Annotated in this window: 19 protein-coding genes and 1 other annotated feature; of the genes, 9 read left to right on the top strand and 10 right to left on the bottom strand. The window is 59.2% G+C overall.

The features are described 5' to 3' along the window. The first annotated feature begins 52 nt into the window (after positions 1 to 52). Entirely contained in the window at positions 53 to 577 is a 525-nt protein-coding gene (locus FS804_RS04005) for a hypothetical protein (protein WP_144574908.1), read from the top strand. A gap of 43 nt (positions 578 to 620) precedes the next feature. Here FS804_RS04005 and FS804_RS04000 read toward each other — a convergent pair whose 3' ends face one another. The 4 genes from FS804_RS04000 to FS804_RS03985 form a co-directional block, all read right to left on the bottom strand. Continuing rightward, positions 621 to 1,979: an esterase-like activity of phytase family protein gene (locus tag FS804_RS04000; protein ID WP_144574906.1), complete on the bottom strand. Its 1,359-nt coding sequence runs from the start codon at positions 1,977 to 1,979 to the stop codon at positions 621 to 623. Positions 1,980 to 2,074: 95 nt separating this feature from the next. Next, complete coding sequence (locus tag FS804_RS03995; RefSeq protein ID WP_063951397.1) at positions 2,075 to 3,103, bottom strand: adenylate/guanylate cyclase domain-containing protein; 1,029 nt, start codon at positions 3,101 to 3,103, stop codon at positions 2,075 to 2,077. A 292-nt stretch (positions 3,104 to 3,395) separates the two neighbouring features. Continuing rightward, positions 3,396 to 4,556 (bottom strand): ribonuclease D, encoded by a 1,161-nt coding sequence (gene rnd / locus FS804_RS03990; RefSeq protein WP_144574903.1) that lies wholly within the window; start codon positions 4,554 to 4,556, stop codon positions 3,396 to 3,398. Positions 4,557 to 4,638: 82 nt separating this feature from the next. After that, positions 4,639 to 5,910, bottom strand: a complete 1,272-nt coding sequence (locus FS804_RS03985; RefSeq protein WP_144574901.1) for an MFS transporter — start codon at positions 5,908 to 5,910, stop codon at positions 4,639 to 4,641. 191 nt (positions 5,911 to 6,101) lie between these two features. Between FS804_RS03985 and aspS the strand changes: the two genes are divergently transcribed. The 3 genes from aspS to FS804_RS03970 all read left to right on the top strand — a co-directional run bounded on the left by aspS (position 6,102) and on the right by FS804_RS03970 (position 10,081). Next, on the top strand, positions 6,102 to 7,889 hold the full coding sequence (gene aspS / locus FS804_RS03980) for an aspartate--tRNA ligase (protein ID WP_004441151.1): 1,788 nt from the start codon (positions 6,102 to 6,104) through the stop codon (positions 7,887 to 7,889). 2 nt (positions 7,890 to 7,891) lie between these two features. After that, complete coding sequence (locus FS804_RS03975; protein ID WP_144574898.1) at positions 7,892 to 8,368, top strand: aromatic acid exporter family protein; 477 nt, start codon at positions 7,892 to 7,894, stop codon at positions 8,366 to 8,368. A gap of 101 nt (positions 8,369 to 8,469) precedes the next feature. Continuing rightward, positions 8,470 to 8,525 (top strand) — a sequence feature (sul1 is cis-regulatory element that is thought to sense ions involved in sulfur or methionine metabolism; They are found in Alphaproteobacteria). Between the two features lie 74 nt (positions 8,526 to 8,599). Then, positions 8,600 to 10,081: a SulP family inorganic anion transporter gene (locus FS804_RS03970; protein ID WP_144574895.1), complete on the top strand. Its 1,482-nt coding sequence runs from the start codon at positions 8,600 to 8,602 to the stop codon at positions 10,079 to 10,081. A 44-nt stretch (positions 10,082 to 10,125) separates the two neighbouring features. Here FS804_RS03970 and FS804_RS03965 read toward each other — a convergent pair whose 3' ends face one another. Then, positions 10,126 to 11,316, bottom strand: coding sequence for a hypothetical protein (locus FS804_RS03965; RefSeq protein WP_144574892.1), 1,191 nt, complete (start codon positions 11,314 to 11,316; stop codon positions 10,126 to 10,128). Between the two features lie 229 nt (positions 11,317 to 11,545). Between FS804_RS03965 and parC the strand changes: the two genes are divergently transcribed. Further along, a complete protein-coding gene (gene parC, locus FS804_RS03960; protein ID WP_063951361.1) occupies positions 11,546 to 13,798 on the top strand; it encodes a DNA topoisomerase IV subunit A in 2,253 nt (750 codons plus the stop codon). Between the two features lie 3 nt (positions 13,799 to 13,801). On the opposite strand, the gene FS804_RS03955 is transcribed toward parC, so the two are convergent. The 5 genes from FS804_RS03955 to hemB all read right to left on the bottom strand — a co-directional run bounded on the left by FS804_RS03955 (position 13,802) and on the right by hemB (position 16,991). Beyond that, positions 13,802 to 14,191: a type II toxin-antitoxin system death-on-curing family toxin gene (locus tag FS804_RS03955; protein WP_063951360.1), complete on the bottom strand. Its 390-nt coding sequence runs from the start codon at positions 14,189 to 14,191 to the stop codon at positions 13,802 to 13,804. Beyond that, positions 14,188 to 14,409 carry an AbrB/MazE/SpoVT family DNA-binding domain-containing protein gene (locus FS804_RS03950; protein ID WP_063951359.1) on the bottom strand — a complete coding sequence of 74 codons (222 nt, stop codon included), beginning with the start codon at positions 14,407 to 14,409 and terminating at the stop codon, positions 14,188 to 14,190. Before FS804_RS03950 ends, FS804_RS03955 begins: the two co-directional genes overlap by 4 nt. 75 nt (positions 14,410 to 14,484) lie before the next feature. Further along, on the bottom strand, positions 14,485 to 15,243 hold the full coding sequence (locus tag FS804_RS03945) for an arginyltransferase (protein WP_144574889.1): 759 nt from the start codon (positions 15,241 to 15,243) through the stop codon (positions 14,485 to 14,487). Positions 15,244 to 15,420: 177 nt separating this feature from the next. Next, positions 15,421 to 15,879, bottom strand: a complete 459-nt coding sequence (locus tag FS804_RS03940) for an RDD family protein (RefSeq protein ID WP_144574886.1) — start codon at positions 15,877 to 15,879, stop codon at positions 15,421 to 15,423. 98 nt (positions 15,880 to 15,977) lie between these two features. Continuing rightward, positions 15,978 to 16,991, bottom strand: coding sequence for a porphobilinogen synthase (gene hemB / locus FS804_RS03935; RefSeq protein ID WP_144574883.1), 1,014 nt, complete (start codon positions 16,989 to 16,991; stop codon positions 15,978 to 15,980). A 174-nt stretch (positions 16,992 to 17,165) separates the two neighbouring features. Between hemB and FS804_RS03930 the strand changes: the two genes are divergently transcribed. The 4 genes from FS804_RS03930 (at position 17,166) to glyA (ending at position 21,735) form a co-directional block, all read left to right on the top strand. Further along, on the top strand, positions 17,166 to 17,603 hold the full coding sequence (locus FS804_RS03930; RefSeq protein WP_063951355.1) for a DUF6163 family protein: 438 nt from the start codon (positions 17,166 to 17,168) through the stop codon (positions 17,601 to 17,603). Positions 17,604 to 17,837: 234 nt separating this feature from the next. Next, complete coding sequence (gene ldtR / locus FS804_RS03925) at positions 17,838 to 18,347, top strand: transcriptional regulator LdtR (RefSeq protein WP_026363448.1); 510 nt, start codon at positions 17,838 to 17,840, stop codon at positions 18,345 to 18,347. A 376-nt stretch (positions 18,348 to 18,723) separates the two neighbouring features. Next, the gene (locus FS804_RS03920) at positions 18,724 to 20,055 is read left to right on the top strand and encodes a murein L,D-transpeptidase (RefSeq protein WP_063951299.1); all 1,332 of its coding nucleotides are present in this window, start codon (positions 18,724 to 18,726) and stop codon (positions 20,053 to 20,055) included. 390 nt (positions 20,056 to 20,445) lie between these two features. Further along, positions 20,446 to 21,735, top strand: a complete 1,290-nt coding sequence (gene glyA / locus FS804_RS03915) for a serine hydroxymethyltransferase (RefSeq protein WP_144574880.1) — start codon at positions 20,446 to 20,448, stop codon at positions 21,733 to 21,735. Positions 21,736 to 21,744 lie beyond the last annotated feature (9 nt).

Genomic DNA, 21,744 nt, shown 5'->3' with positions numbered 1-21,744 from the left:
ACAGCCGTAAATTTATCCGTACTCATCTCAATTTTTGAGGTGATGTATATTTATGAAAATTATCAGGTGGACCGTGCCGATCGTCATCGGCGTGATTGCTCTCTCGGCTTTTTCGGGAACGCGCATGAATAGCATGTCCGAGCGTTGCCAGCGCGGTGATTCTCCGCTGGCCGACATTTCCACATTTGAAACGAATGACATTAAGATAACACTCGAACGCTATAACAGTCACCCACTATTGGCAGAATACAAACGGTTCGTGACGGTGGAGCGCCACAATGGCGAGTCGCTTAGAACCGAAATCGGCTCCGACCCAGGCGGCGGCGAACGGGTGGACGTGTGCGAAACGTCGGATGGCAACATCCTGTTTGAAGATCGATTCATGTCGCATATTTTGTCAGGTGCAGGTGAGGTACGCGAAATCAGCTCTGCATCGGCTTTTCGCATAAACCCGGACGGTTCGCTTGATCAACTGATCAAACCGGACGCCACGCCTCTCTGTGTCCGAACGCTCGGCCGGTTCGATTTCGGTAAAGACGGAGGATATGGCTTTCAAAGAAATGAAGGGCGCATCTAAAGTCGTGGCGGCTGAAAAAGATCCGCCGCCACGACTGTCTGTGTTACATCGCGTCAAGTAGATCCTTGACCTCAAGCAGGACGAATTCGTTGTCGTCAGCCTTGTCCAGGGCGCGGCCGGCCGAGAAGGGCAGGTTGTTGTCATTGCCGACGAGGATATGCGTGGCATCGACGCGGTCGACATTCTCGATGGTGACGAAAGGCATGTCGTAATAACCATTGCCGCCGCCCTGACGCTTCTTGTTGTCAGGGTCGGAGATTTTCAAGAGATCGATGTAGCCGATCTTGCGCGCTGCCTTGCCGACATTGGCGTCATTGAACTCGATCTTGTAGATGCGCTTCACCTTGGAGGGCACGGCAAAGCAGTTTGCTTCCGGCTTCTTCGGGTCGGCGCAGGCCTTGTCGGCGGTGCCGGCGCCATTGTTGCGTTCGATCACGAGTGCGGTGCTGTCATCAAGCATGTTGAAGTCGCCAATGGCTTCGCCACCCTGCGCCAGCGGATAAAGCCAGGTGCGGCCGGTCCATTCCTTCCTGGCGGTGTCGAGTTCGATGATGCGCAGGGCGGTTGCGCCATCTTCGGTCTTCTCCACCTTGCCGTCGGCCATGTAAAGCGGGCCTTCGAGAAGGCCGTAGAGCTTGGAGCCATCCTTGGAGAGCGCCATGCCTTCATAACCGCCAGAGCGTTTCAGGTTGAAGGCCGGCATTTTCTGCGCGGGGTTGCCGGGGAGGGCAAGCGTCGGATGATCCGGAGACTTCACCTCGATGTCGCCTGCCTTGGTGGAGATCACGTCGGTCAGCTTGCCGTCGCGGGTGAATTTCAGGATGTAGGGGCCAAATTCCTCGCCCACCCAGAAACCATCGGCAACCGGCTGAATGGATTCGACGTCGAAATCCGCACCTGTCAGGTAACGCGTGCTGGAGCCTTCGAGAACGATGGGGAAGGGCGCCTTCATGTCAGGGTCTGAGAGGAACACGGTCTCGAGCGCGTCGACCTTGCCGGCGTCCCAGTCGAACTTCAGATGGTGTAGCATCAGCATGGCGTCGCTGGAGTTAAGCTTGGAACCGAAACCGTTGTCGGAAAGGCTCCAGAAGCTGCCGTCGGGCATCGCCTTGATGCCAGAGAAACCCTGCATCGGCTGGCCGTTGAACGGCATGGAAAGGCCGGTCAGACGCACGCCATCCTTGCCCGGCACGGTGCCGAGGCCTTCCGCACGCTTGCGGTCGGCGGTGGTGAACTTGGCAGAGGTCTTGAGATGGTCGGGTGCGTCAGCAGGCGCTGGAATGACGGTGTCTGCCGGCAGGATGGCGTGGGAGACCAGCTTTGCCGGAAATTCCTGTTCGGCGGCATGGGATGCACAAGCGAATGCCAAGATGGCGCAGGACGCAAAAAGAACGTGCTTCATGATGAGACCCCTCTCAATACCTGTTGAAGACAGGCTTGAGGCGATAGGGGTGTCGCATGACAGGCAGGTGATTGGCGTTTGAAGCTTTGATGAAATTATGCGGTGGGAGCCTGATATTGACTGAGCGTGCAGACGCCGAGCGTCTGGCCGCGGCCCTTCACCGCATGTTCGCCGAGATATTCGCTGCGCACGCCCTTGGGAAGGACCAGCTGGTGGGCGAGATCGGCGGAAATCAGCACCGGATGGCCGAGCATCTTGCTCAGCGATTCGAGCCTTGAGGTCGTGTTCACCGTGTCGCCGAAATAGGTGATCTTGTGGTGGTCGACGCCGATTTCCGCCGTGATGACAGGACCGCCATGGATCGCAAAACGCAGGCGCGGCACTTCCCCGAAGCGGGACAGCCACATGTCGCGCTTTTCTTCGATTGTCGCCTGGATATCGAACACGCAGCGCACACAGGCCGCGCGCCTTATCGCCATGTGATAGGGCCAGGTGATGATGGCGGCATCGCCAATGTAATCATCGATAACCCCGCCATGCCTCCTCACCGGTGCGGCATAGCTTGCGAAGATTTCGCCCAGGAATTCCTGCGCTTTCAGGTCCCCGTGGGTCTCTGCAAAGGAGGTGGAGCCGACGAGATCGATGAAGATGAAGACGCGGTCTTCGCTGACCGGGCGGCGATAGCGACCGAGAATGAGATCGATGAAGATATCGCGGCCCAGAAGCTCGCGCACGCGCATGATGAAGACGATGATGCCGCAGACGATGAGCGTGAAGACGAGCGTCTGTACTTCGGCATGCACCGCGCGTTTCCAGGTGCCGGGAAAGATGCCGCTGAGCCAAAGGATGGTGCCGCCAAGTCCAAAGCCGCAAAAGACGAGAATGGCGTAGATGAGAAGCCCGACGGCGATATAGGCGGGCGTGGGTAACGCGCTGACCTGCCGCGACAGGCCGGGCATGATGTAGCCGCGCTCAAAAGCGAGAATCGGGGCGCAGGCGAAGAGTGCATAGGTCGCGCCGATCAAGGCGCCGCCGCCATACTCCAGAAATGCGTAGGCCACGCCGCTGCCCGCCACGGCAACGAACAGCACCACGTAATCCAGAATTGGCAGCAATTTTCTCATGGCGATTCCGATCTCGGAAAGGAAGGTTTGCGCCCTCTCGGGCACAGCTTCTGTTCAGGCCATATGCGACATTAGTGTGGAAAATGCGCCGCAAAAAGTGAGTAATCGGTAAGGTTGCACGCAGGATTGGTGGCGCTGTTGCCCCCTTGCCGCAACGGCATCGAACCCCGCACATGAGAGGCCTCATCGACGGCTCAAGGTCTGCAACAGGCGCGGTTCGGCAAGACGGCTACCGAAGCAATGCGCCGGAGAAAACAGCGCGATGGAGGGCAGGTGGGTCAGGGACGGGCGATTAGGCCCCGTTCGCCGCCACTTCCACTGCCTCGACCTTCTTGCCAGCAAAACGCAGCGCGACTTCGCCGTTGATGAGCTTGAGCGCCACATCGCCGAACAGCTCACGCCGCCAACCGGAAAGCGCCGCAACCGTCGCCTTTTCGCCTTCGGAGGCGATCTTGTCCAGATCGTCGCTATTGGCGATGACCTTTGCAGCGACGCCGTGCTTGTCTGCCGTCAGCTTCAGGAGAACCTTCAACAGCTCCACGGCAGCGCCGGTGCCTTCCGGTGCATGGCTGTGACGCGGCGCCTTGGGCATCTCTTCCTTCGGAAGTGCCAGCGCCGCATTCACTGTCTCGATGATGGCCGTGCCGGAGGCGGAGCGTTCCCAGCCCTTGGGGATGGTGCGAAGCCGCGACAGCGCCTCGGCATCCTTCGGCTGCTGCTGTGCGATTTCGAAGATCGCATCGTCCTTCAGCACGCGCGAACGCGGGACGTTGCGGGAGCGCGCCTCCCGCTCGCGCCAGGCGGCGACAAATTTGAGAATGGCGAGTTCCGTCGGTTTGCGAAGGCGCGATTTCAACCGCAGCCATGCATCGTCAGGGTGCATGTCATAGGTGTCGCGCGATTCCAGAATGTCCATCTCTTCGGTCAGCCACAGCGAGCGGCCTTCACGCTCCAGCTGCGCCTTCAGCGCCAGATAGACGTCGCGCAGATGGGTGACGTCGGCCAATGCATAATCCAGCTGCTTTTCGGTCAGCGGACGACGGCTCCAGTCGGTAAAGCGCGAGGATTTGTCGATCTGCACATTCTTGATCTTCTGCACCAGCTGGTCGTAGGAGATCGAATCGCCGAAACCGCAGACCATGGCGGCGACCTGCGTATCGAAGATCGGATGCGGAATGAGGCCGCCGAGATGGTAGATGATCTCGATATCCTGCCTCGCGGCATGGAAAACCTTCACGACATTTGGATTGGCCATCAGTTCGAACATCGGGGTCAGATCGATGCCCTTGGCCAGCGGATCGACCAGCACCTCGAGCGTCGGGCTCGCCATCTGCACGAGGCAGAGTTCCGGCCAGAAGGTGGTTTCCCGCAAAAATTCGGTGTCGATGGTAATGAATTCCGATTTCGCCAGTTCCGTGCAGGCTTCGGCGAGGGCGGCAGTCGTTTCAATCATTGCAAATGGCCACTCGTGAAAATTATCCGTCTTACTTTCCCTTTGCCGGGCGCATGTCAATACAAAGCCAGCTTTTCAAGGCTCATGGATCGTTTTTCTCGGGCGGATCAGGCTCCAATCCATTTTTTTTGGGTGGCGCGGGTGCTGCGAGCTTCTGGAAATAGGCCGAGGTGCGCAACAGCGAACTGAACCGCCAGTTCCTCTCCTCTACGGGAACGCCTTCACGCACCTGTAGCCGGTATATGGTATAGGCGATGAAAACGATTTGGATCGCCGCGGTATAGCCGAACAGCGCCTTCGGGCCGAAATGATCGATCAGGACGGAGGCGAGAAGCGGTCCGACCGTCGCCCCGACTGACCAGAAGAACAGCAGCCCGGCCGACATCATCGCGTGTTCGCCTTCCCTGGCGTGGTCGTTGCCATGCGCCGAACTCAGCGAATAAAGCGGCAGGGCAAACGCGCCGAAGATGAAGACGCCGATGATGTTGCTCCATTCGTCCGTGCCGGCGAAGAAGGCGAGAAACAGCCCGACGATGACAGAGGCCGCCGTGGTGGCGAGAATGATGATGCGCCGGTCGTAACGGTCGGAATAAACGCCGAGCGGATATTGCAGAACCACACCGCCGATAATGCCCGCACTCATGAAAGTGGCGATGGCAGTGACCGAAAAGCCAATCTGCTCGGCGTAGATCGGCCCGATATTGCGGAAGGCCGCCATGCTGAGACCGACCGCCACGCAACCGACGACGGCAAGCGGGGAAATGCGCCACACGGCAAAAAGGTCGAAGGGGATCTGCTTCGGCGGGGCAGGGTTGGACTTGTCGGCAAGCGAGATCGGCACCAGCGACAGCACGAGTGCTATCGCGATCAGCGAAAACACAACCGGCCCCTCAACACCCATCACGGCTATGACATATTGCGCCAGCGTCACGGAGCCGAGATCGACGAAACGATAGATGGAAAGCGTGCGCGCGCGATTGGAATTCGTCACCTGGGCATTGATCCAGCTTTCGATGGCCGCAAAAAGACAGGCGACGGCGATGCCGACGACGAAACGCATCAACATCCAGAACAGCGGGTGGATGATGAGCGGCATGGCAATCGAAGCGGCCGAGGCGACCGCCGCCATGGTCGCGAATGTTCTGATATGGCCGATCTTGCGCAGTAGTCGCGTCACCGAAATGCAGCCGAGTGCGAATCCGATGCTGTAGGCGGCGCTGATGACGCCGATGGTGCTGGCGGAAAAACCTTCGGAGATGCCGCGCAGGGCAATATAGGTTCCCTGCAGGCCGTTGCCGCCGATCAGGATGCCGGCGGTGATGAGAAGCGGGATGAGAGGTCTGATCTGGCTCATTGCGGGCCGACTCGGTTTGGCGGGCTGAATAAGCACTATCTAAAGCCAAGGCGGGGGAAAGGACAGGCTGAAGGCGACATTGTTGCGCTTTGCCTTGACAAATCGGGCTGGCCATGCGCTTTTCCGGCAAATTTCGACAGTGCCGCCCATCTGGCCTCCAACGGGCCCACGACACGTTCCAGGATAAAAAAATGCATCGTTACCGCAGCCACACCTGTGCCGCTCTCCGCAAGTCCGACGTCGGCGAAACCGTTCGCCTTTCCGGTTGGGTTCACCGCGTGCGAGATCATGGCGGCGTTCTCTTCATCGACCTTCGCGACCATTACGGCATCACCCAGGTGGTTGCCGATCCTGACAGCCCGGCGTTCAAGGTTGCGGAAACCGTGCGCGGCGAATGGGTCATCCGCATCGACGGCCTCGTCAAGGCGCGTTCGGAAGACACCGTCAACAAGGGCATGGCGACCGGCGAGATCGAACTTTACGCCCAGGAGATCGAGGTTCTCGGCGTCGCCAAGGAACTGCCGCTGCCGGTCTTCGGCGAGCCTGACTATCCTGAAGACGTCCGCCTGAAGTACCGCTTCCTCGACCTGCGCCGCGAAACGCTGCACAAGAACATCGTCAAGCGCACGCAGATCATCTCCGCCATGCGCACCGGCATGGCCGATGCCGGCTTTGCCGAATATACGACGCCAATCCTCACGGCCTCCTCGCCGGAAGGCGCGCGCGACTTCCTCGTGCCGTCGCGTATTCATGAGGGCAAGTTCTTCGCGCTGCCGCAGGCGCCGCAGCAGTACAAGCAGCTTCTGATGGTGGCGGGTTTCGACCGCTACTTCCAGATCGCGCCGTGCTTCCGTGATGAAGACCCGCGCGCCGACCGCCTGCCGGGCGAATTCTACCAGCTCGACGTCGAAATGAGCTTCGTGACCCAGGAAGATGTCTGGACCACGATGGAGCCGATGATGACGGCCGTCTTCGAAAAGTTTGCCGAAGGTAAGCCTGTCACCAAAGAGTGGCCGCGCATCCCCTACGACGAGGCGATCCGCAAATACGGCTCCGACAAGCCGGACCTGCGCAATCCGATCGTCATGCAGGCCGTGACCGAGCACTTCGACGGCTCGGGCTTCAAGGTCTTCGCGAATATGATCGCCTCCAACCCCAAGGTTCAGGTCTGGGCAATCCCGGCCAAGACCGGCGGTTCGCGTGCGTTCTGTGACCGCATGAACGCCTGGGCCCAGTCTCAGGGCCAGCCCGGCCTCGGTTACATCTTCTGGAAGGAAGAGGACGGCAAGGTCGGCGGTTCAGGCCCGCTCGCCAAGAACATTGGCGAGGAACGCACCGAGGCGCTGCGCCAGCAGCTCGGCCTCGAGGCAGGGGATGCCTGCTTCTTCGTCGCCGGTGATCCCGCCAAGTTCTACAAGTTTGCAGGTGAGGCACGCACCCGCGCTGCCGACGAGCTGAACCTGATCGACCGCGACCGTTTCGAAATGTGCTGGATCGTCGACTTCCCCTTCTTCGAATACAACGAAGAAGAAAAGAAGATCGATTTCGCCCACAACCCCTTCTCCATGCCGCAGGGTGGTCTGGAAGCGCTGGAAGGGCAGGATCCGCTCTCCATCAAGGCCTTCCAGTATGACGCCGTCTGTAACGGCTTCGAAATCGCCTCCGGTTCGATCCGTAACCAGTCGCCCGAGTTGATGGTCAAGGCTTTCGAGAAGGTTGGGCTGTCGCAGACCGACGTTGAAGAGCGCTTCGGCGGTCTCTACCGTGCCTTCCAGTACGGCGCGCCTCCGCATGGCGGCTGCGCTTTCGGTATCGACCGCGTGGTCATGCTGCTGGTCGGTGCGAAGAACCTGCGCGAAATCACGCTGTTCCCGATGAACCAGCAGGCGCAGGACCTTCTGATGAACGCGCCGTCGCCGGCAACGCCGACGCAGCTCCGCGAACTGGCGCTGCGCGTCGTTCCGTCGAAGAAAGACTGATCGTGTTGAAGACGCTGCTCGACCGTGTTCGCGCAGCCTTCACCCGTGCATTGGCGGCCGCACTTGCGGCCGCTTTTGCGTTCTGGATTGCACGTGAATGGCTTGGCCACAGCCAGCCGGTCTTCGCCGCGATCAGCGCGCTGATCTGTCTCTCTCCCGGCATTCCAAGCCACGTCCGTCAGGGACTAGGGCTGATGGTTGGCGTCACCATCGGTATCCTCGTGGGGGAGGTGGCACTTCTCGTCCCGCACGATTTCGCCGAAATCAGGCTCGCCTCGGCGACCTTCATCGCCATGATCCTCGCCACCACCTTCGGTCTGCCGGCAGTCGTGCCGATCCAGGCGGGGGCCTCGGCCATGCTGGTCCTCCTCATGGGGCCGCAGGTTGCCGGCTTGGTCCGTTTTGTCGACGTGATCGTGGGTGTCGCGACCGGTGTAGCCGTAGCGCTCGTCTTCTTTCGCGAGCGGCTGAAGCTCTAGCGGTCTTGCGCACAGCGGCATGAGGCATACGATCGCAGACATCGAAAGCGGGAACGCAACTTGCGGCCCGCTTTTTTGCTGTTTATAGGTGAATTACTCACCACGGACCCGGTGAAATCCCGGGTGGCTCTTCTGGCCGCCGATCCGCCAGACAACGCAAAGCACCGACATTTCATTTCAATCTACCGGACATGGCTCCGGCCGGTGCGTCATTCTTTGCGAAAAAATCAGATGAACAAATTTCAGACTTACAGACGTGAGTGGTTTTCCAATATTCGCGGCGATCTCCTTTCCGGCATCGTCGTGGCACTCGCCCTCATTCCCGAAGCCATCGGCTTTTCCGTCATCGCCGGGGTCGATCCGAAGGTGGGGTTGTTCGCCTCCTTTGCGATCGCCTGCGTTTCCGCCTTCACCGGCGGCAGACCGGGCATGATCTCGGCGGCAACCGCCGCCACGGCCGTCCTGATGGTCACGCTCGTCAAGGAACACGGGCTGCAATATCTCTTCGCCGCCACCATCCTCATGGGCGTGCTGCAAATTCTGGCGGGCCTTGTAAAACTCGGCCGGGTGATGCGCTTCGTATCGCGTTCGGTCATGACCGGCTTCGTCAATGCGCTGGCGATCCTGATCTTCATGGCGCAATTGCCGGAACTGATCGGCGTCCCGGTCGAAACCTATGTCATGATCGCGGCCGGTCTTGCGATCATCTATCTCTTCCCGCTGGTCACCAAAATCGTGCCTTCGCCGCTGGTCGCCATCATCGTTCTCACCTGTGTCGCCGTCTTCTCCGGCATGGATATCCGCACGGTCGGCGATCTCGGTGAATTGCCCTCCACGCTGCCGATATTCGCCCTGCCACAGGTACCACTGACCTTCGAGACGCTGCACATCATCTTTCCCTATTCCGTGGCGCTCGCCGCCGTCGGTCTGTTGGAATCGCTGCTGACGGCGCAGATCGTCGACGACATGACGGATACGGGCAGCAACAAGAGCCGGGAATGCATCGGGCAGGGAACGAGCAATATCGCCTCCGCCCTCATCGGCGGCATGGGCGGCTGCGCCATGATCGGCCAGTCCGTCATCAATGTCAGTTCGGGCGGTCGTGGCCGCTTGTCTACCTTCGTCGCGGGCGCGTTCCTGCTGTTCCTCATACTGGTGCTGGATGATCTCGTGCGTATCATTCCCATGGCCGCGCTGGTGGCGGTGATGATCATGGTCTCCATCGGCACATTCTCGTGGCGCTCCATCCTCGATCTGCGCCGCAACCCGCCATCCTCCAGCATCGTCATGCTGGTCACGGTCGGCACGGTGCTTGCGACCCACGATCTCGCAAAGGGCGTGCTGGCCGGCGTCCTTCTCTCCGGCGTGTTTTTCGCGGGCAAGGTGTCGAAACTCTTCCATGTCCGGGCGGAGCTTTCGGCCGATGGCCGGGAGCGGATCTATCGCGTCGATGGTCAGATTTTCTTCGCCTCGACGGAAAGCTTCATTGCCGCTTTCGATTTCTCCGAAGAGGTTGAGGCGGTGACAATCGATGTCACGCAGGCGCATCTGTGGGACATTTCCGCGGTCGGCGCTCTGGACAAGGTGGTGCTGAAATTTCGCAAGGCCGGCAGGCGGGTCGAGGTGATCGGCGTCAACGAGGCAAGCGCCCACATGATCGACCGCTTCGCCCTGCACGATAAACAGGATGGCGCCGCCGCGCCGCTGCACTGAGCGCAAAAGAAAAGCCCCGGTGCAATGACCGGGGCTTCCTTGTCTTATTCGTTTGCCGTCACCGTCACGCCGAGCATTTTCGGCAGGGTGTTCGGCGCGCCCATGGCGGCGCCCATGATCATGGGGAACGGCACCGGCTTTTCCGGCGCTGCCGTGATCGAGAAGTTCTTCGGATCGTCGATATAGGTGTTGATCGCCGCCGACACCATGTTCTGCAATTCGGGAACGTTGAGCGAGGCCATCATGATCGGCGCCATGCCCTTGATCGTCTGGGCGAGCTGGTCGCTGGTCATGCCCTGCTGGCTTGCCGCATAGTCAATCGCGCGCTTGGTGATGCTGGCATCTTCAAAGCTGATCTCGGCGTTGACGAAAGAGAGCTGCTGCATCAGGCCGAGCATGGCAAGGCTCGCGGCCTGGTCTGCCTGTTCCTTGTTAGGATTGGCAGCCTGCGCCTTCACCGTTTCCTGCATCGACTTGATGAAGGCGAGCGTATAGCCGGAGAAACCGAATGACATGTTGAGACGGCCGACATCATCGAGGTCGATGGCATATTCCTCGACATCAACAGTGCCGGAAGCCACTTCCCAGCTGCCGCTCATGGTCATGTCGCCGGAAAGCGCCTGCAGCTTCAGCTTCTCGATGGCATCCTTGGTGGCGGGATCGGTGACGTCGCTGAGGTCGGCCTTGAAGCCGGAGGCGTCGAGGTCGAAGCCGATCGAATTCTTGTCGTCGCTGACCGACATCGTCGCGCTGGTTTCCTCGAGCGAGAAGGCCTGCTTGCCGTCGACGGACACGGAAATCGGGCCGCTATGGGCTTCGTCGTAGAACATCAGCGCATCGAGCGTGCCGGTGGTGGCATCAGCGGGGATGACGAGGCCGGACATGTAGATGTCGCTGGCCTTGATCTCGACCTTGTCCTGCTTGTAGTCGATGTTGTCGAAACGGGCGTTCTTGATCTTGTAACCGCCGTTGTTTTCCTCGACGCCATCAAGCGTGATATTGCCAACCGGGATTTTCTTGGCCGGGTCGGCAACGGCGCTGAGGGTCACGTCGTTCAGCGTTACCGTCGAGCCGTTGACGGCAACGGTACCGGCCGCGATCTGACCGCCCTGGGCAGCGTAAGCGGCGTTGATCTTCTTCAGCACGTCGCCACCATCCAGCGCGAAGGCCGGCGCGGATAGGGCGAGAAGCGCGGCGCTCGCAAAAAGAACCTGCCGGGTGGATTTCAATCTCATGATGTTTCTTCCCTCAACGTACGGCTGCAAGCCGTGCCTCAATGCTTATGGTGATACTTATATTCGCTGATATTCAAAGGTCTAGGGTATTTAGATCGATTCCCATGACGGCGGCATTGCGGCATTTGGAGCGCGGTTAACAAAAAACCGAAGGGCAGGGGTGATTTCATCCACAGCCGCGACCCCTGTGTTTCTTGCCCGGAATCGCCATTTCCGCTAGTCAAGCACCATGGGAAAAAATCTTGTACCTCCGTCCGGCGGAGACGATAATATTCATCCGGTCGATTTGAAGGCAGCGCTGGAAGAGCGCTACCTCGCTTACGCCTTGTCCACGATCATGCATCGTGCGCTGCCGGATGTTCGCGACGGCCTGAAGCCGGTCCACCGCCGTATTGTCTATGCCATGAGCGAAATGGGCCTGAGGCCCAATTCCGCCTTCCGCAAATGCGCGAAGATCGTCGGTGAGGTGATGGGTAACTACCACCCCCACGGCGACCAGGCGATCTATGATGCGCTGGCGCGTCTGGCGCAGGATTTCTCTCTGCGTTATCCGCTGGTCGACGGGCAGGGCAACTTCGGTAACATCGACGGTGACAGTCCTGCCGCCATGCGTTACACCGAAAGCAAGATGACGGCGGTGGCCGAGCTTCTGCTCGAGGGTATCGGTGAGGATGCGGTCGATTTCCGCGACACCTACGACGAATCCAATTCCGAGCCGGTTGTTCTGCCCGGCGCGTTTCCGAACCTGCTGGCGAATGGCGCTTCCGGCATCGCTGTCGGCATGGCGACGTCGATCCCGCCGCACAACGCACACGAGCTATGTGACGCGGCGCTGTACCTCATCAAGCATCCCGATGCGCCGGTTGAAAAGCTGGTCGAGTTCATTCCCGGTCCCGACCTGCCGACCGGCGGCGTGATCGTCGAAAGCCGCGAGAATATTCTCGATGCCTACAAGACCGGCCGCGGTGGGTTCCGCGTGCGCGCCAAATGGGAAACGGAAGATCTGGGCCGCGGCGGTTATCAGATCGTCATCACCGAAATTCCGTTCCAGGTGCAGAAATCGCGGTTGATCGAGAAGATCGCCGAATTGCTGATCGCGCGCAAGCTGCCGCTGCTTGAAGATGTCAGAGACGAATCCGCCGAAGATGTGCGTATCGTGCTTGTTCCGAAGAGCCGCACCGTCGATGCGACGTTGTTGATGGAATCGCTCTTCCGTCTCTCCGACCTCGAAAGCCGCCTGCCGCTCAACATGAACGTGCTGTCGCTCGGCAAGGTGCCGAAGGTGATGGCGCTGAACGAGGTGCTGACCGAGTGGCTGGCGCATCGCAAGGACGTGCTGGTCCGCCGTTCCCGCCATCGCCTTGCCGCCATCGACCGCAGGCTGGAGATTCTGGGCGGTCTCCTCATCGCCTATCTCAATCTCGACGAGGTGATCCGCATCATCCGCGAGGAGGATGAGCCGAAACAGGTGATGATGGCGAAATGGTCGCTGACGGACCTGCAGGCTGAATCCATCCTCAATATGCGGCTGCGCAATCTGCGCAAGCTCGAGGAATTCGAAATCCGCAAGGAATTCGACGAACTGACGAATGAGAAGGCCGAGATCGAAGCGCTGATCGCTTCTGATGACAAGCAGTGGCAGACCATCGCCTGGGAAATCGGCGAGGTCAAAAAGAAATACGCGAAGGCAACCGAACTCGGTCGCCGCCGCACGCAGTTTGCGGATGCGCCGGATGCCGATATCGAGGCCATACAGCAGGCGATGATCGAGAAGGAACCGGTCACCATCGTCATTTCGCAGAAGGGCTGGATCCGGGCGCTGAAGGGACATATGTCCGACACCTCATCGCTCACCTTCAAGGAAGGAGACGGCCCGAAACTGGCTTTCCCGGCACAGACCACGGACAAGCTCTTGTTGCTGACGACTGGCGGCAAGGCCTATACGCTCGGCGCAGACAAGCTGCCGGGTGGTCGTGGTCATGGCGAGCCGATCCGCATCATGGTCGATATGGAAAACGATCAGGATATCCTGACCGCCTTCGTGCATGATCCCTCACGCAAGCTGCTGTTGGTCTCCACCGCCGGCAACGGTTTCATCGTCGCAGAAAGCGAAATGGTCGCGAATACCCGCAAGGGCAAGCAGATCATGAACGTATCCATGCCTGACGAAGCCAAGCTCGCGGTTCCCGTTAGCGGCGACCACGTCGCTGTGGTCGGAGAAAACCGCAAGCTCCTTGCATTCCCGCTGGCGCAGGTCCCGGAAATGTCGCGCGGCAAGGGCGTGCGCCTGCAGCGCTACAAGGACGGTGGCGTTGTGGATGTGAAATGTTTCGCGCTCGCCGACGGCCTCAGCTGGTCCGACACGGCCGGGCGTATTTTCACCAAGGTTGGCGAAGAACTGCGCGAATGGCTCGCCGACCGCGCAACAGCGGGCCGCACCGTGCCGAAGGGCTTTCCGCGAAGCGGGAAATTTGGTGGGTAAGAGTTACGGGTATGGGACGATATGATCTTTGAGGAACCGGCTCACGCCATCCTCATCGATCTCTCCAGAAGCTACGGCCATAACGAATTGATAAAGTCGTGCTTCTTCGCTTTGGATCATGAAACCGTTTTCCATCAGGAAGATACCGGCGGTTACAATAGCGATCCGTTTATTGCCGTCGAGAAACGCATGATTTCTCGCCAATCTAAAAAGATAAGCGGCGGCGAGATCACAGATGTCGCCGCTACCATAACCAGACTTATTAATGGGCCTGTTTAAGGCCGAATCCAGCATTCCTTCATCGCGCAGCCCATGCGTGCCACCGAAATTTTCGATCTGCATCTTGTGAAGCTGCTTGACGGTCCTGGCATCAAGGAAAATGACCTCAGTCATTCAGCAAGTTTCTTCAGGGCGACTTTGTATTTGTCCATGAAAACGCGCGCATGTTCCAGCTGCCGTGTGAAGGCCTCGTCTGCAACACGCACCCGCAACTCACCATTAGTTTCATTGAGATCAAGGGTGTCGCCGGCCTTAACGCCCATGCGATCCAAAACTTCCTTTGGGATAATGATGCCTTCGGAGTTACCAATCCGGCGGACCGTCACGTTCATAGCTCGACACTCCATGTTATAACGGCGTTATAACATTGTTGTAACGCCGTTGCAACGGAGTTGCAACACTTGCACTCAAATTGGATCGGGCACATAAATCTCCCACCCGCGCGGCGTCAGATGCTCCTGCGGGTGGTAGCGGGTCTTGTAGCCCATCTTCTCCGAGCCATCGACCCAATAGCCGAGATAGACGTGAGGCAGGCCGAGCGCGCGGGTGCGGGTGATGTGATCGATGATCATGTAGGTCCCAAGCGAGCGCTTTTCGAGTTCCGGGTTGAAGAACGAATAGACCATCGACAGGCCGTCGCTCATCACGTCACTGAGCGCCACGGCCAGCAACTCACCGCGCTTGCTGGAATCGATGCCGGAGCCGGGTTCGCGCACGCGATATTCGATGATGCGGGTGTTCACATGCGTGTCTTCCACCATGATCGCATAATCAAGCGCCGACATGTCGGACATGCCGCCAGACTGGTGCCGATGGTCGAGGTAGCGGCGAAACAGGGCGAACTGTTCGGTGGAGGGTTCGGCCGCATGAACGGTGGCGACGACATCCTTGTTGGCGGCGAGAACGCGTCGCATCGATTTCGTCGGCTGGAACTGCTCGGTGAGGATGCGAACGGAGACGCAGGCGCGGCAGGTCTCACAGGCGGGTCGATAGGCGATGTTCTGCGAGCGCCTGAAACCGCCCTGGGTCAGCAAGTCGTTCATTTCAGCGGCGCGCGGGCCAACAAGATGGGTGAAGACCTTCCGCTCCATCTGGTTCGGCAGATAGGGGCATGTGGCCGGCGCCGTAAGATAGAATTGGGGAGAGGGCGTCGCCTGCGTGTTCATCGAACCGTGATCGCCTCCTGCGTCTGTTATAAAGCGCCCCCGTGACTTCACGGAGATGGCGGCGGCGCTTCAAGCGACATGCATAATGTCACAGAATGGCAAAATGACGGAAAACGTCAACTGCGGGATGAGCTATTCGGCACACGGAAAGCCGGGTTTGCGCGGCTTTCCGCTAAATTAGCGCGTTCTGACGATAACGGTGCCGAGCAGGAAGTCGTGAACAAGGCGTGAGCGCTCCGTAAACAGGCCTGCCAGCAGGATGAACGGCGTCAAAACCGAGTTGATGATCCAGAAAAGCACAATGTGCACCGTGGACATCAGAAAATCGATTCGCTGAGCATCTATGCGCGCCATCGCAATTCCCACGGCGCGCATGCCTGGGGTGGCCTGCGAGGGGCCGCCAAGCGTCATGCCGAAATAAAGCACCGCGACAATGACGAACAGCGCCGGGTAGAGAAAGAAGCCAAGCCCAAGCGTGATGATGCCGAGAAAAAAGACGATCACGGCAGCCGGGATGCACAAGAGGAGAACGATCGCGTAATCGATCAGGAATGCGAAGACCCGCCGGCTCAGGACGCCGCTATAGGCGCGCCAGTCATCCGGTGCGGCATAGGTGGGGTTCTGGTCGAGGCTCATCGGTCGTTTTCTCCTGAGACGGCATGACAGCGCGGCATGAGTGCCGTGTCAGCAGACAATATGGGAAGAAAACGACCGAATACAATAAGCCTCGGCCTTCACCCCTTCGCCAGTTTCCGTGCGGCTTCGATGGCGAAATAGGTAAGAATGCCATCACAGCCCGCACGCTTGAAACAGAGAAGCGTTTCCATCATCACGCGTTCGCCGTCGATCCAGCCATTCATGGCGGCGGCCTTGATCTGGGTATATTCGCCGGAGACCTGATAGGCGAAAGTGGGCAGGCCAAAATTTTCCTTCAGCCGCCAACAGATATCGAGATAGGGCAGGCCGGGTTTGACCATCAGCATATCGGCGCCTTCCTCCACGTCGAGCGCTGCGTCGCGGATCGCCTCCATGCCATTGGCAGGGCTGATGTAATAGCTGTTCTTGTCACCCTTCAGCAGGCCAGCGGTGGAGATCGCCTCGCGATAGGGGCCGTAATAGCCCGACGAGAATTTCGTCGCATAGGCCATGATGCCGACATTCTGGTGCCCGGCCGCATCAAGACCGCGACGAATGGCGCCGATGCGGCCATCCATCATCTCCGATGGGGAGATAATGTCCGAACCGGCTTCCGCCTGAAGGATCGCCGCCCTGACGACCTGATCCACGGTCTCGTCGTTGACGATCTCGTCGCCGCGCAGGATGCCGTCATGGCCATGGCTGGTGAAGGGGTCGAGCGCGACATCGGTGATCATGCCGATATTGGGGACGGCTTTTTTGACCGCAAGCGTCGCCTGATTGATCAGATTGTTTGCTTCGAGCGCGTTGGAGCCGGTCTCGTCGCGCAGCTCCATCTCGATATTCGGGAAGGTGGCGATGGCGGGAATGCCAAGGTCGGCCGCTTCCTTCGCTGCTTCCACCAGCTTATCGACGCTCATGCGGTTGACGCCTGGCATGGCCGGGATCGGCTCAAGAATATTGTTGCCCGGCACGACGAACACCGGCCAGATGAGATCGTCAACGGTCAGGCGGTTTTCCTGCACCAGACGGCGCGTCCAATCCGCTTTGCGATTGCGCCGCATGCGGCGATGGCCGGTGATCTCGTCGACCAGATGCGTTTTGTCCTGCATGTGAGAATGTCCTTCGATCAGATTTCGAAAGCTGCATAGCATGAAGCGCCCGCCATGCGAATGCGACAATCTACCCTGTCTAAACTACCGCTCCGGCGCGGCGGCTTTGACAAGCGTCGCGGCGGGTTTCAATATGGACTGGTCGCACGCCCATCGAGACCGTATCTTCCGGCCATGGAACCTGATTCTCAACCTCTGCCGAAGCGCCCGCTTTCCGAAATCCTGTTTCTGGTCTTCATGAGACTGGTCGCAGTGTCCTGTTTCTGGTTCGGCCTGCAATATTGGGCGATGCTGACAGGCTATTCGCTGGGCGGCCATGGACGTTTCGATATGTTGAATCTTCCCTGGCGTGTGGCGGGCAGTGCGCTCGCGGTCATTTTCCCGGTTGCCGCCCTCGGTCTCTGGCTCGGCGCCTCCTGGGGCGCCGTCATGTGGGTCATGGGGGCAGGGACACAGATCGCCATGTATAAGGTGTGGCCGCATATCTTCGGCGCCAACACGCTGGTGCCTGTGATGCATGGTCTTGTGGCAACCATTTATATACTATTCCTGGTCGCTTTCTGGCTTGATCAGCGCCAGAATGAAGAGCGCGCAAGAATTGATTTACCATAAGAATAAAGCAATTCGGCCGGGTTTCAGGTAGATTTTTTTCTGTAAGTCGTTGATTTATATGAGGCGATATCTACCCGGTCCCGCTTCGCCACAAGTTGGGGCCTGCGGACAAAATGCCGGTAACCATTTGTTAATCGTAGCTTTTAAGTAGAATTTTATGCGCATTGATTAGGTTCTCACTCAAGGCGGGAGACAAACAAACACACCGCCAAACAAAACAGTGAGGCAGTCATGATCAATAGCAAAGTTAAGCCCCAGGCCGTTGTTGCCGATGCACATGAAGATACCATCCGCTCGCTCTACATGGAGTCGCTGCATCTGGTGGAACGCCTCCACCGCCGTCTCCTCGATGTCATCAAGGATGAGTTCGACCGTCAGGGTCGCGATGACGTCAACGCCGTTCAGGCTCTGCTGCTGTTCAACATCGGCAATTCGGAACTGACCGCCGGCGAGCTTCGTTCGCGTGGTTACTACCTCGGCTCGAACGTTTCCTATAACGTCAAGAAGCTGGTCGACCTCGGTCTCATCAACCACCAGCGTTCTCGCGTCGACCGCCGCTCGGTCCGCATCAGCCTGACCGAAAAGGGCCAGGAAATCGCCGAAACGGTCGCCCGCCTTTATGAACGCCACGTTGGCTCCATCGAAAAGGTCGGCGGCATCGGCACCGGCGAGTTCTCTGAAATGAACAAGTTGCTGCAGCGCCTCGATCGCTTCTGGAACGACTCGATCGCTTACCGTCTCTAATTCGCGACGATCCACTCTTCAGGCCGGGGGCATTCGCATGCTCCCGGCTTTCAGGATTCCGGCGGCTGACGTCGTCCGATCGGGGCTGTCAAGCAAGAGCCCGAATCTCTCTCATCGCCCTGTATTTCAGGCGAACACAGCTTCGTGAGAACGGCCCCGTGACACGAATCGGCCATATTGATATGGGAGGCGCAAAGGCATAGGAGCCGGCTGTTTCTCCTGTTGTTGCGGCAAGTGTTCGACTGTAATGCCAGACACCAGCGCCCTGATCATGGCGTATCGAGTATTACCGGCCGGCAGGCGCGTTATACGTGTTTGTTAATCATATTGGTTTAGGCATTGTTCAGAATGCCTGAGAGAGTGGCTGGTAGGTAGAATGACAAAAAAACCCGTTTCCGAATCCGTATCGCGCCGCACGCTGCTGCGTTCGGCCGTTTCCGTTGGTGTTGCTGCACTTGCTGCGCCGGCTCTTGCGCAGAACGCGCTGAACGATCTCATGGGCTCGTCGCGCCGTGGCAACTGGGATGACCAGTTTGATGCCAATACCTCGCGTTCAGCCGTTGGTGTCGTCTCCAACAATCCGGTCCTCGGCCGCGAGGCCCCTGTCTACATGCAGCAGGCGATCATGCAATATCAGCAGATCGTGCAGAATGGCGGTTGGCCGGAAGTGCCGGTATCCCAGCAGCGTCTGCAGATCGGCGTTTCCGATCCCTCCGTTCAGGCGCTGCGCCAGCGTCTGATGGTATCGGGCGACCTGCCGCGCGAAGCCGGCATTTCCAGTGCCTTCGACTCCTATGTCGACGGCGCGCTGAAGCGTTTCCAGGCCCGTCACGGCCTTCCGGCTGATGGCGTCAGCGGCGAATACACCACCAAGGCGCTCAATGTCTCCGCGCAGATCCGCCTGGCGCAGCTGCAGACCAACCTTGTGCGCATCCAGTCGATGTCCGGCGATCTCGGTCAGCGTCATCTGATGGTGAATATTCCGGCCGCCGCCATCGAAGCCGTTGAAAACGAACGCGTCGTGCTGCGCAATACTGCCGTTGTCGGCCGCGCCAGCCGTCCCACGCACGTTATCAATTCCAAGATCTACGAGGTCATTCTCAATCCTTACTGGACCGCGCCGCGCTCGATTGTCGAAAAGGACATTGTGCCGTTGATGCAGAAGGACCCGACCTATCTGGAGCGGAACAACATCCGCCTCATCGACGGCAAGGGACAGGAAGTCTCGCCGACCACGGTCGACTGGTTCGCACCGAAGGCGCCGAACCTGATGTTCCGCCAGGACCCCGGCAAGATCAACGCCATGTCCTCGACGAAGATCAACTTCCACAACCCGAACAACGAATACATGCACGACACGCCGCAGCAGGGCCTGTTCAACAAGCTGATGCGTTTCGAGTCCTCCGGTTGCGTTCGCGTGCAGAACGTGCGCGACCTGACGTCGTGGCTGCTGCGCGACACGCCCGGCTGGTCGCGCCAGGAAATGGAACGCGTCATCGCCTCGCGCGTCAACACGCCGATCAAGCTCGCACAGGAAGTGCCCGTCTACTTCGTCTATATCACCGCATGGTCGGCGAAGGACGGCGTGGTTCAGTTCCGCGACGATATCTACGGCAAGGACGGCAATGCCGAACTGGCGCTGAACACGACGGCGGGCATGGAACAGCCGGCTGGTGCCGTGGACGACGATCTGCTGCCGCGCAACTGATCGGGCTTTGCTGTTAGTTTCTTACCGCGAATGAAGGCCGCGCTTCGCCGGGTGCGGCGTAGCCCTCATACGCCGTCACCCGGACCTGATCCGGGGGGCAGTGCGATCAAGTCCTTGATCGCGAGAGAGCCCTTTCACGGCGCAGACGCGCCGTGGCTGGATGCCGGATCCAGTCCGGCATGACGGGAGGAAAGCTTGTCGTCTTTCCTCACAAGTCTGATCCTCTCCGCTACGTGCGGCTTTTTCTCCTCTCGCCGCTACTTTAAAAAAAACAACTGCCACTTTTCGTCGCGACGTCGCAGTTTGACGGGCAAATCTCGCTGCTCGTATTGCTCTTGTCGGGGCAGGGCGCTAAGACCCCATCGCATTACTGTTTCAGGAGCCTTCATCATGTCGAACACAGATGCTTTCTTCTCCCGCCCGCTTGCCGAAGCCGATCCGGATATTTTCGGCGCGATCGAGAAGGAACTGGGTCGCCAGCGCCACGAGATCGAACTGATTGCCTCGGAAAACATCGTGTCCCGCGCCGTGCTTGAAGCGCAGGGTTCGATCATGACCAACAAATATGCCGAGGGTTATCCGGGCAAGCGTTATTACGGCGGCTGCCAGTTCGTCGACATCGCTGAAGAGCTCGCGATCGAGCGCGCAAAGAAGCTGTTCGGCGTCAACTTCGCCAACGTTCAGCCAAACTCCGGTTCGCAGATGAACCAGGCCGTGTTTCTCGCGCTGCTCCAGCCTGGCGACACCTTCATGGGCCTCGACCTCAACTCGGGCGGTCACCTGACGCATGGTTCCCCGGTCAACATGTCCGGCAAGTGGTTCAACGTCGTGTCCTACGGCGTGCGCGAAGGCGACAACCTGCTCGACATGGACGAAGTGGAACGCAAGGCCAAGGAACATAAGCCGAAGCTCATCCTTGCTGGCGGCACCGCCTATTCCCGTGTCTGGGACTGGAAGCGCTTCCGCGAAATCGCTGATGAAGTCGGCGCTTACCTGATGGTCGATATGGCGCACATCGCCGGTCTCGTCGCCGGTGGCCAGCATCCTTCGCCGTTCCCGCATTGCCATGTTGCGACCACCACCACGCACAAGTCTCTGCGCGGCCCGCGCGGCGGCATGATCCTCACCAACGACGAGGATCTGGCAAAGAAGTTCAACTCCGCCGTTTTCCCCGGCCTGCAGGGCGGCCCGCTGATGCATGTCATCGCCGCCAAGGCCGTCGCCTTCGGTGAGGCCCTTCAGCCTGAATTCAAGGACTATGCCGCACAGGTCGTCAAGAACGCCAAGGCGCTGGCTGAAACCCTGATCGAAGGCGGTCTCGATGTCGTCTCTGGCGGCACCGACAACCACCTGATGCTGGTTGACCTTCGCAAGAAGAACGCGACAGGCAAGCGCGCGGAAGCCGCACTCGGCCGCGCCTACATAACCTGCAACAAGAACGGCATTCCTTTCGACCCGGAAAAGCCCTTCGTTACCTCGGGTGTCCGTCTCGGCACGCCGGCCGGGACGACGCGCGGTTTCAAGGAAGCGGAATTCCGCGAAATCGGCAAGCTGATCGTCGAGGTTCTCGATGGTCTGAAGGTTGCCAATTCGGATGAAGGCAATGCCTCCGTCGAGGCTGCGGTGCGTGAAAAGGTCGTCGGCCTGACGGACCGTTTCCCGATGTATCCCTACATGTAAGGACAGAAG

The sequence above is a fragment of the Agrobacterium sp. DE0009 genome (assembly GCF_007680755.1).
GTDB classification, from domain to species: Bacteria; Pseudomonadota; Alphaproteobacteria; order Rhizobiales; family Rhizobiaceae; genus Agrobacterium; species Agrobacterium tumefaciens_B.
The sequence above is the reverse complement of the archived record's forward strand: the minus strand, read 5'-3'. Positions and strand labels throughout refer to the sequence as shown.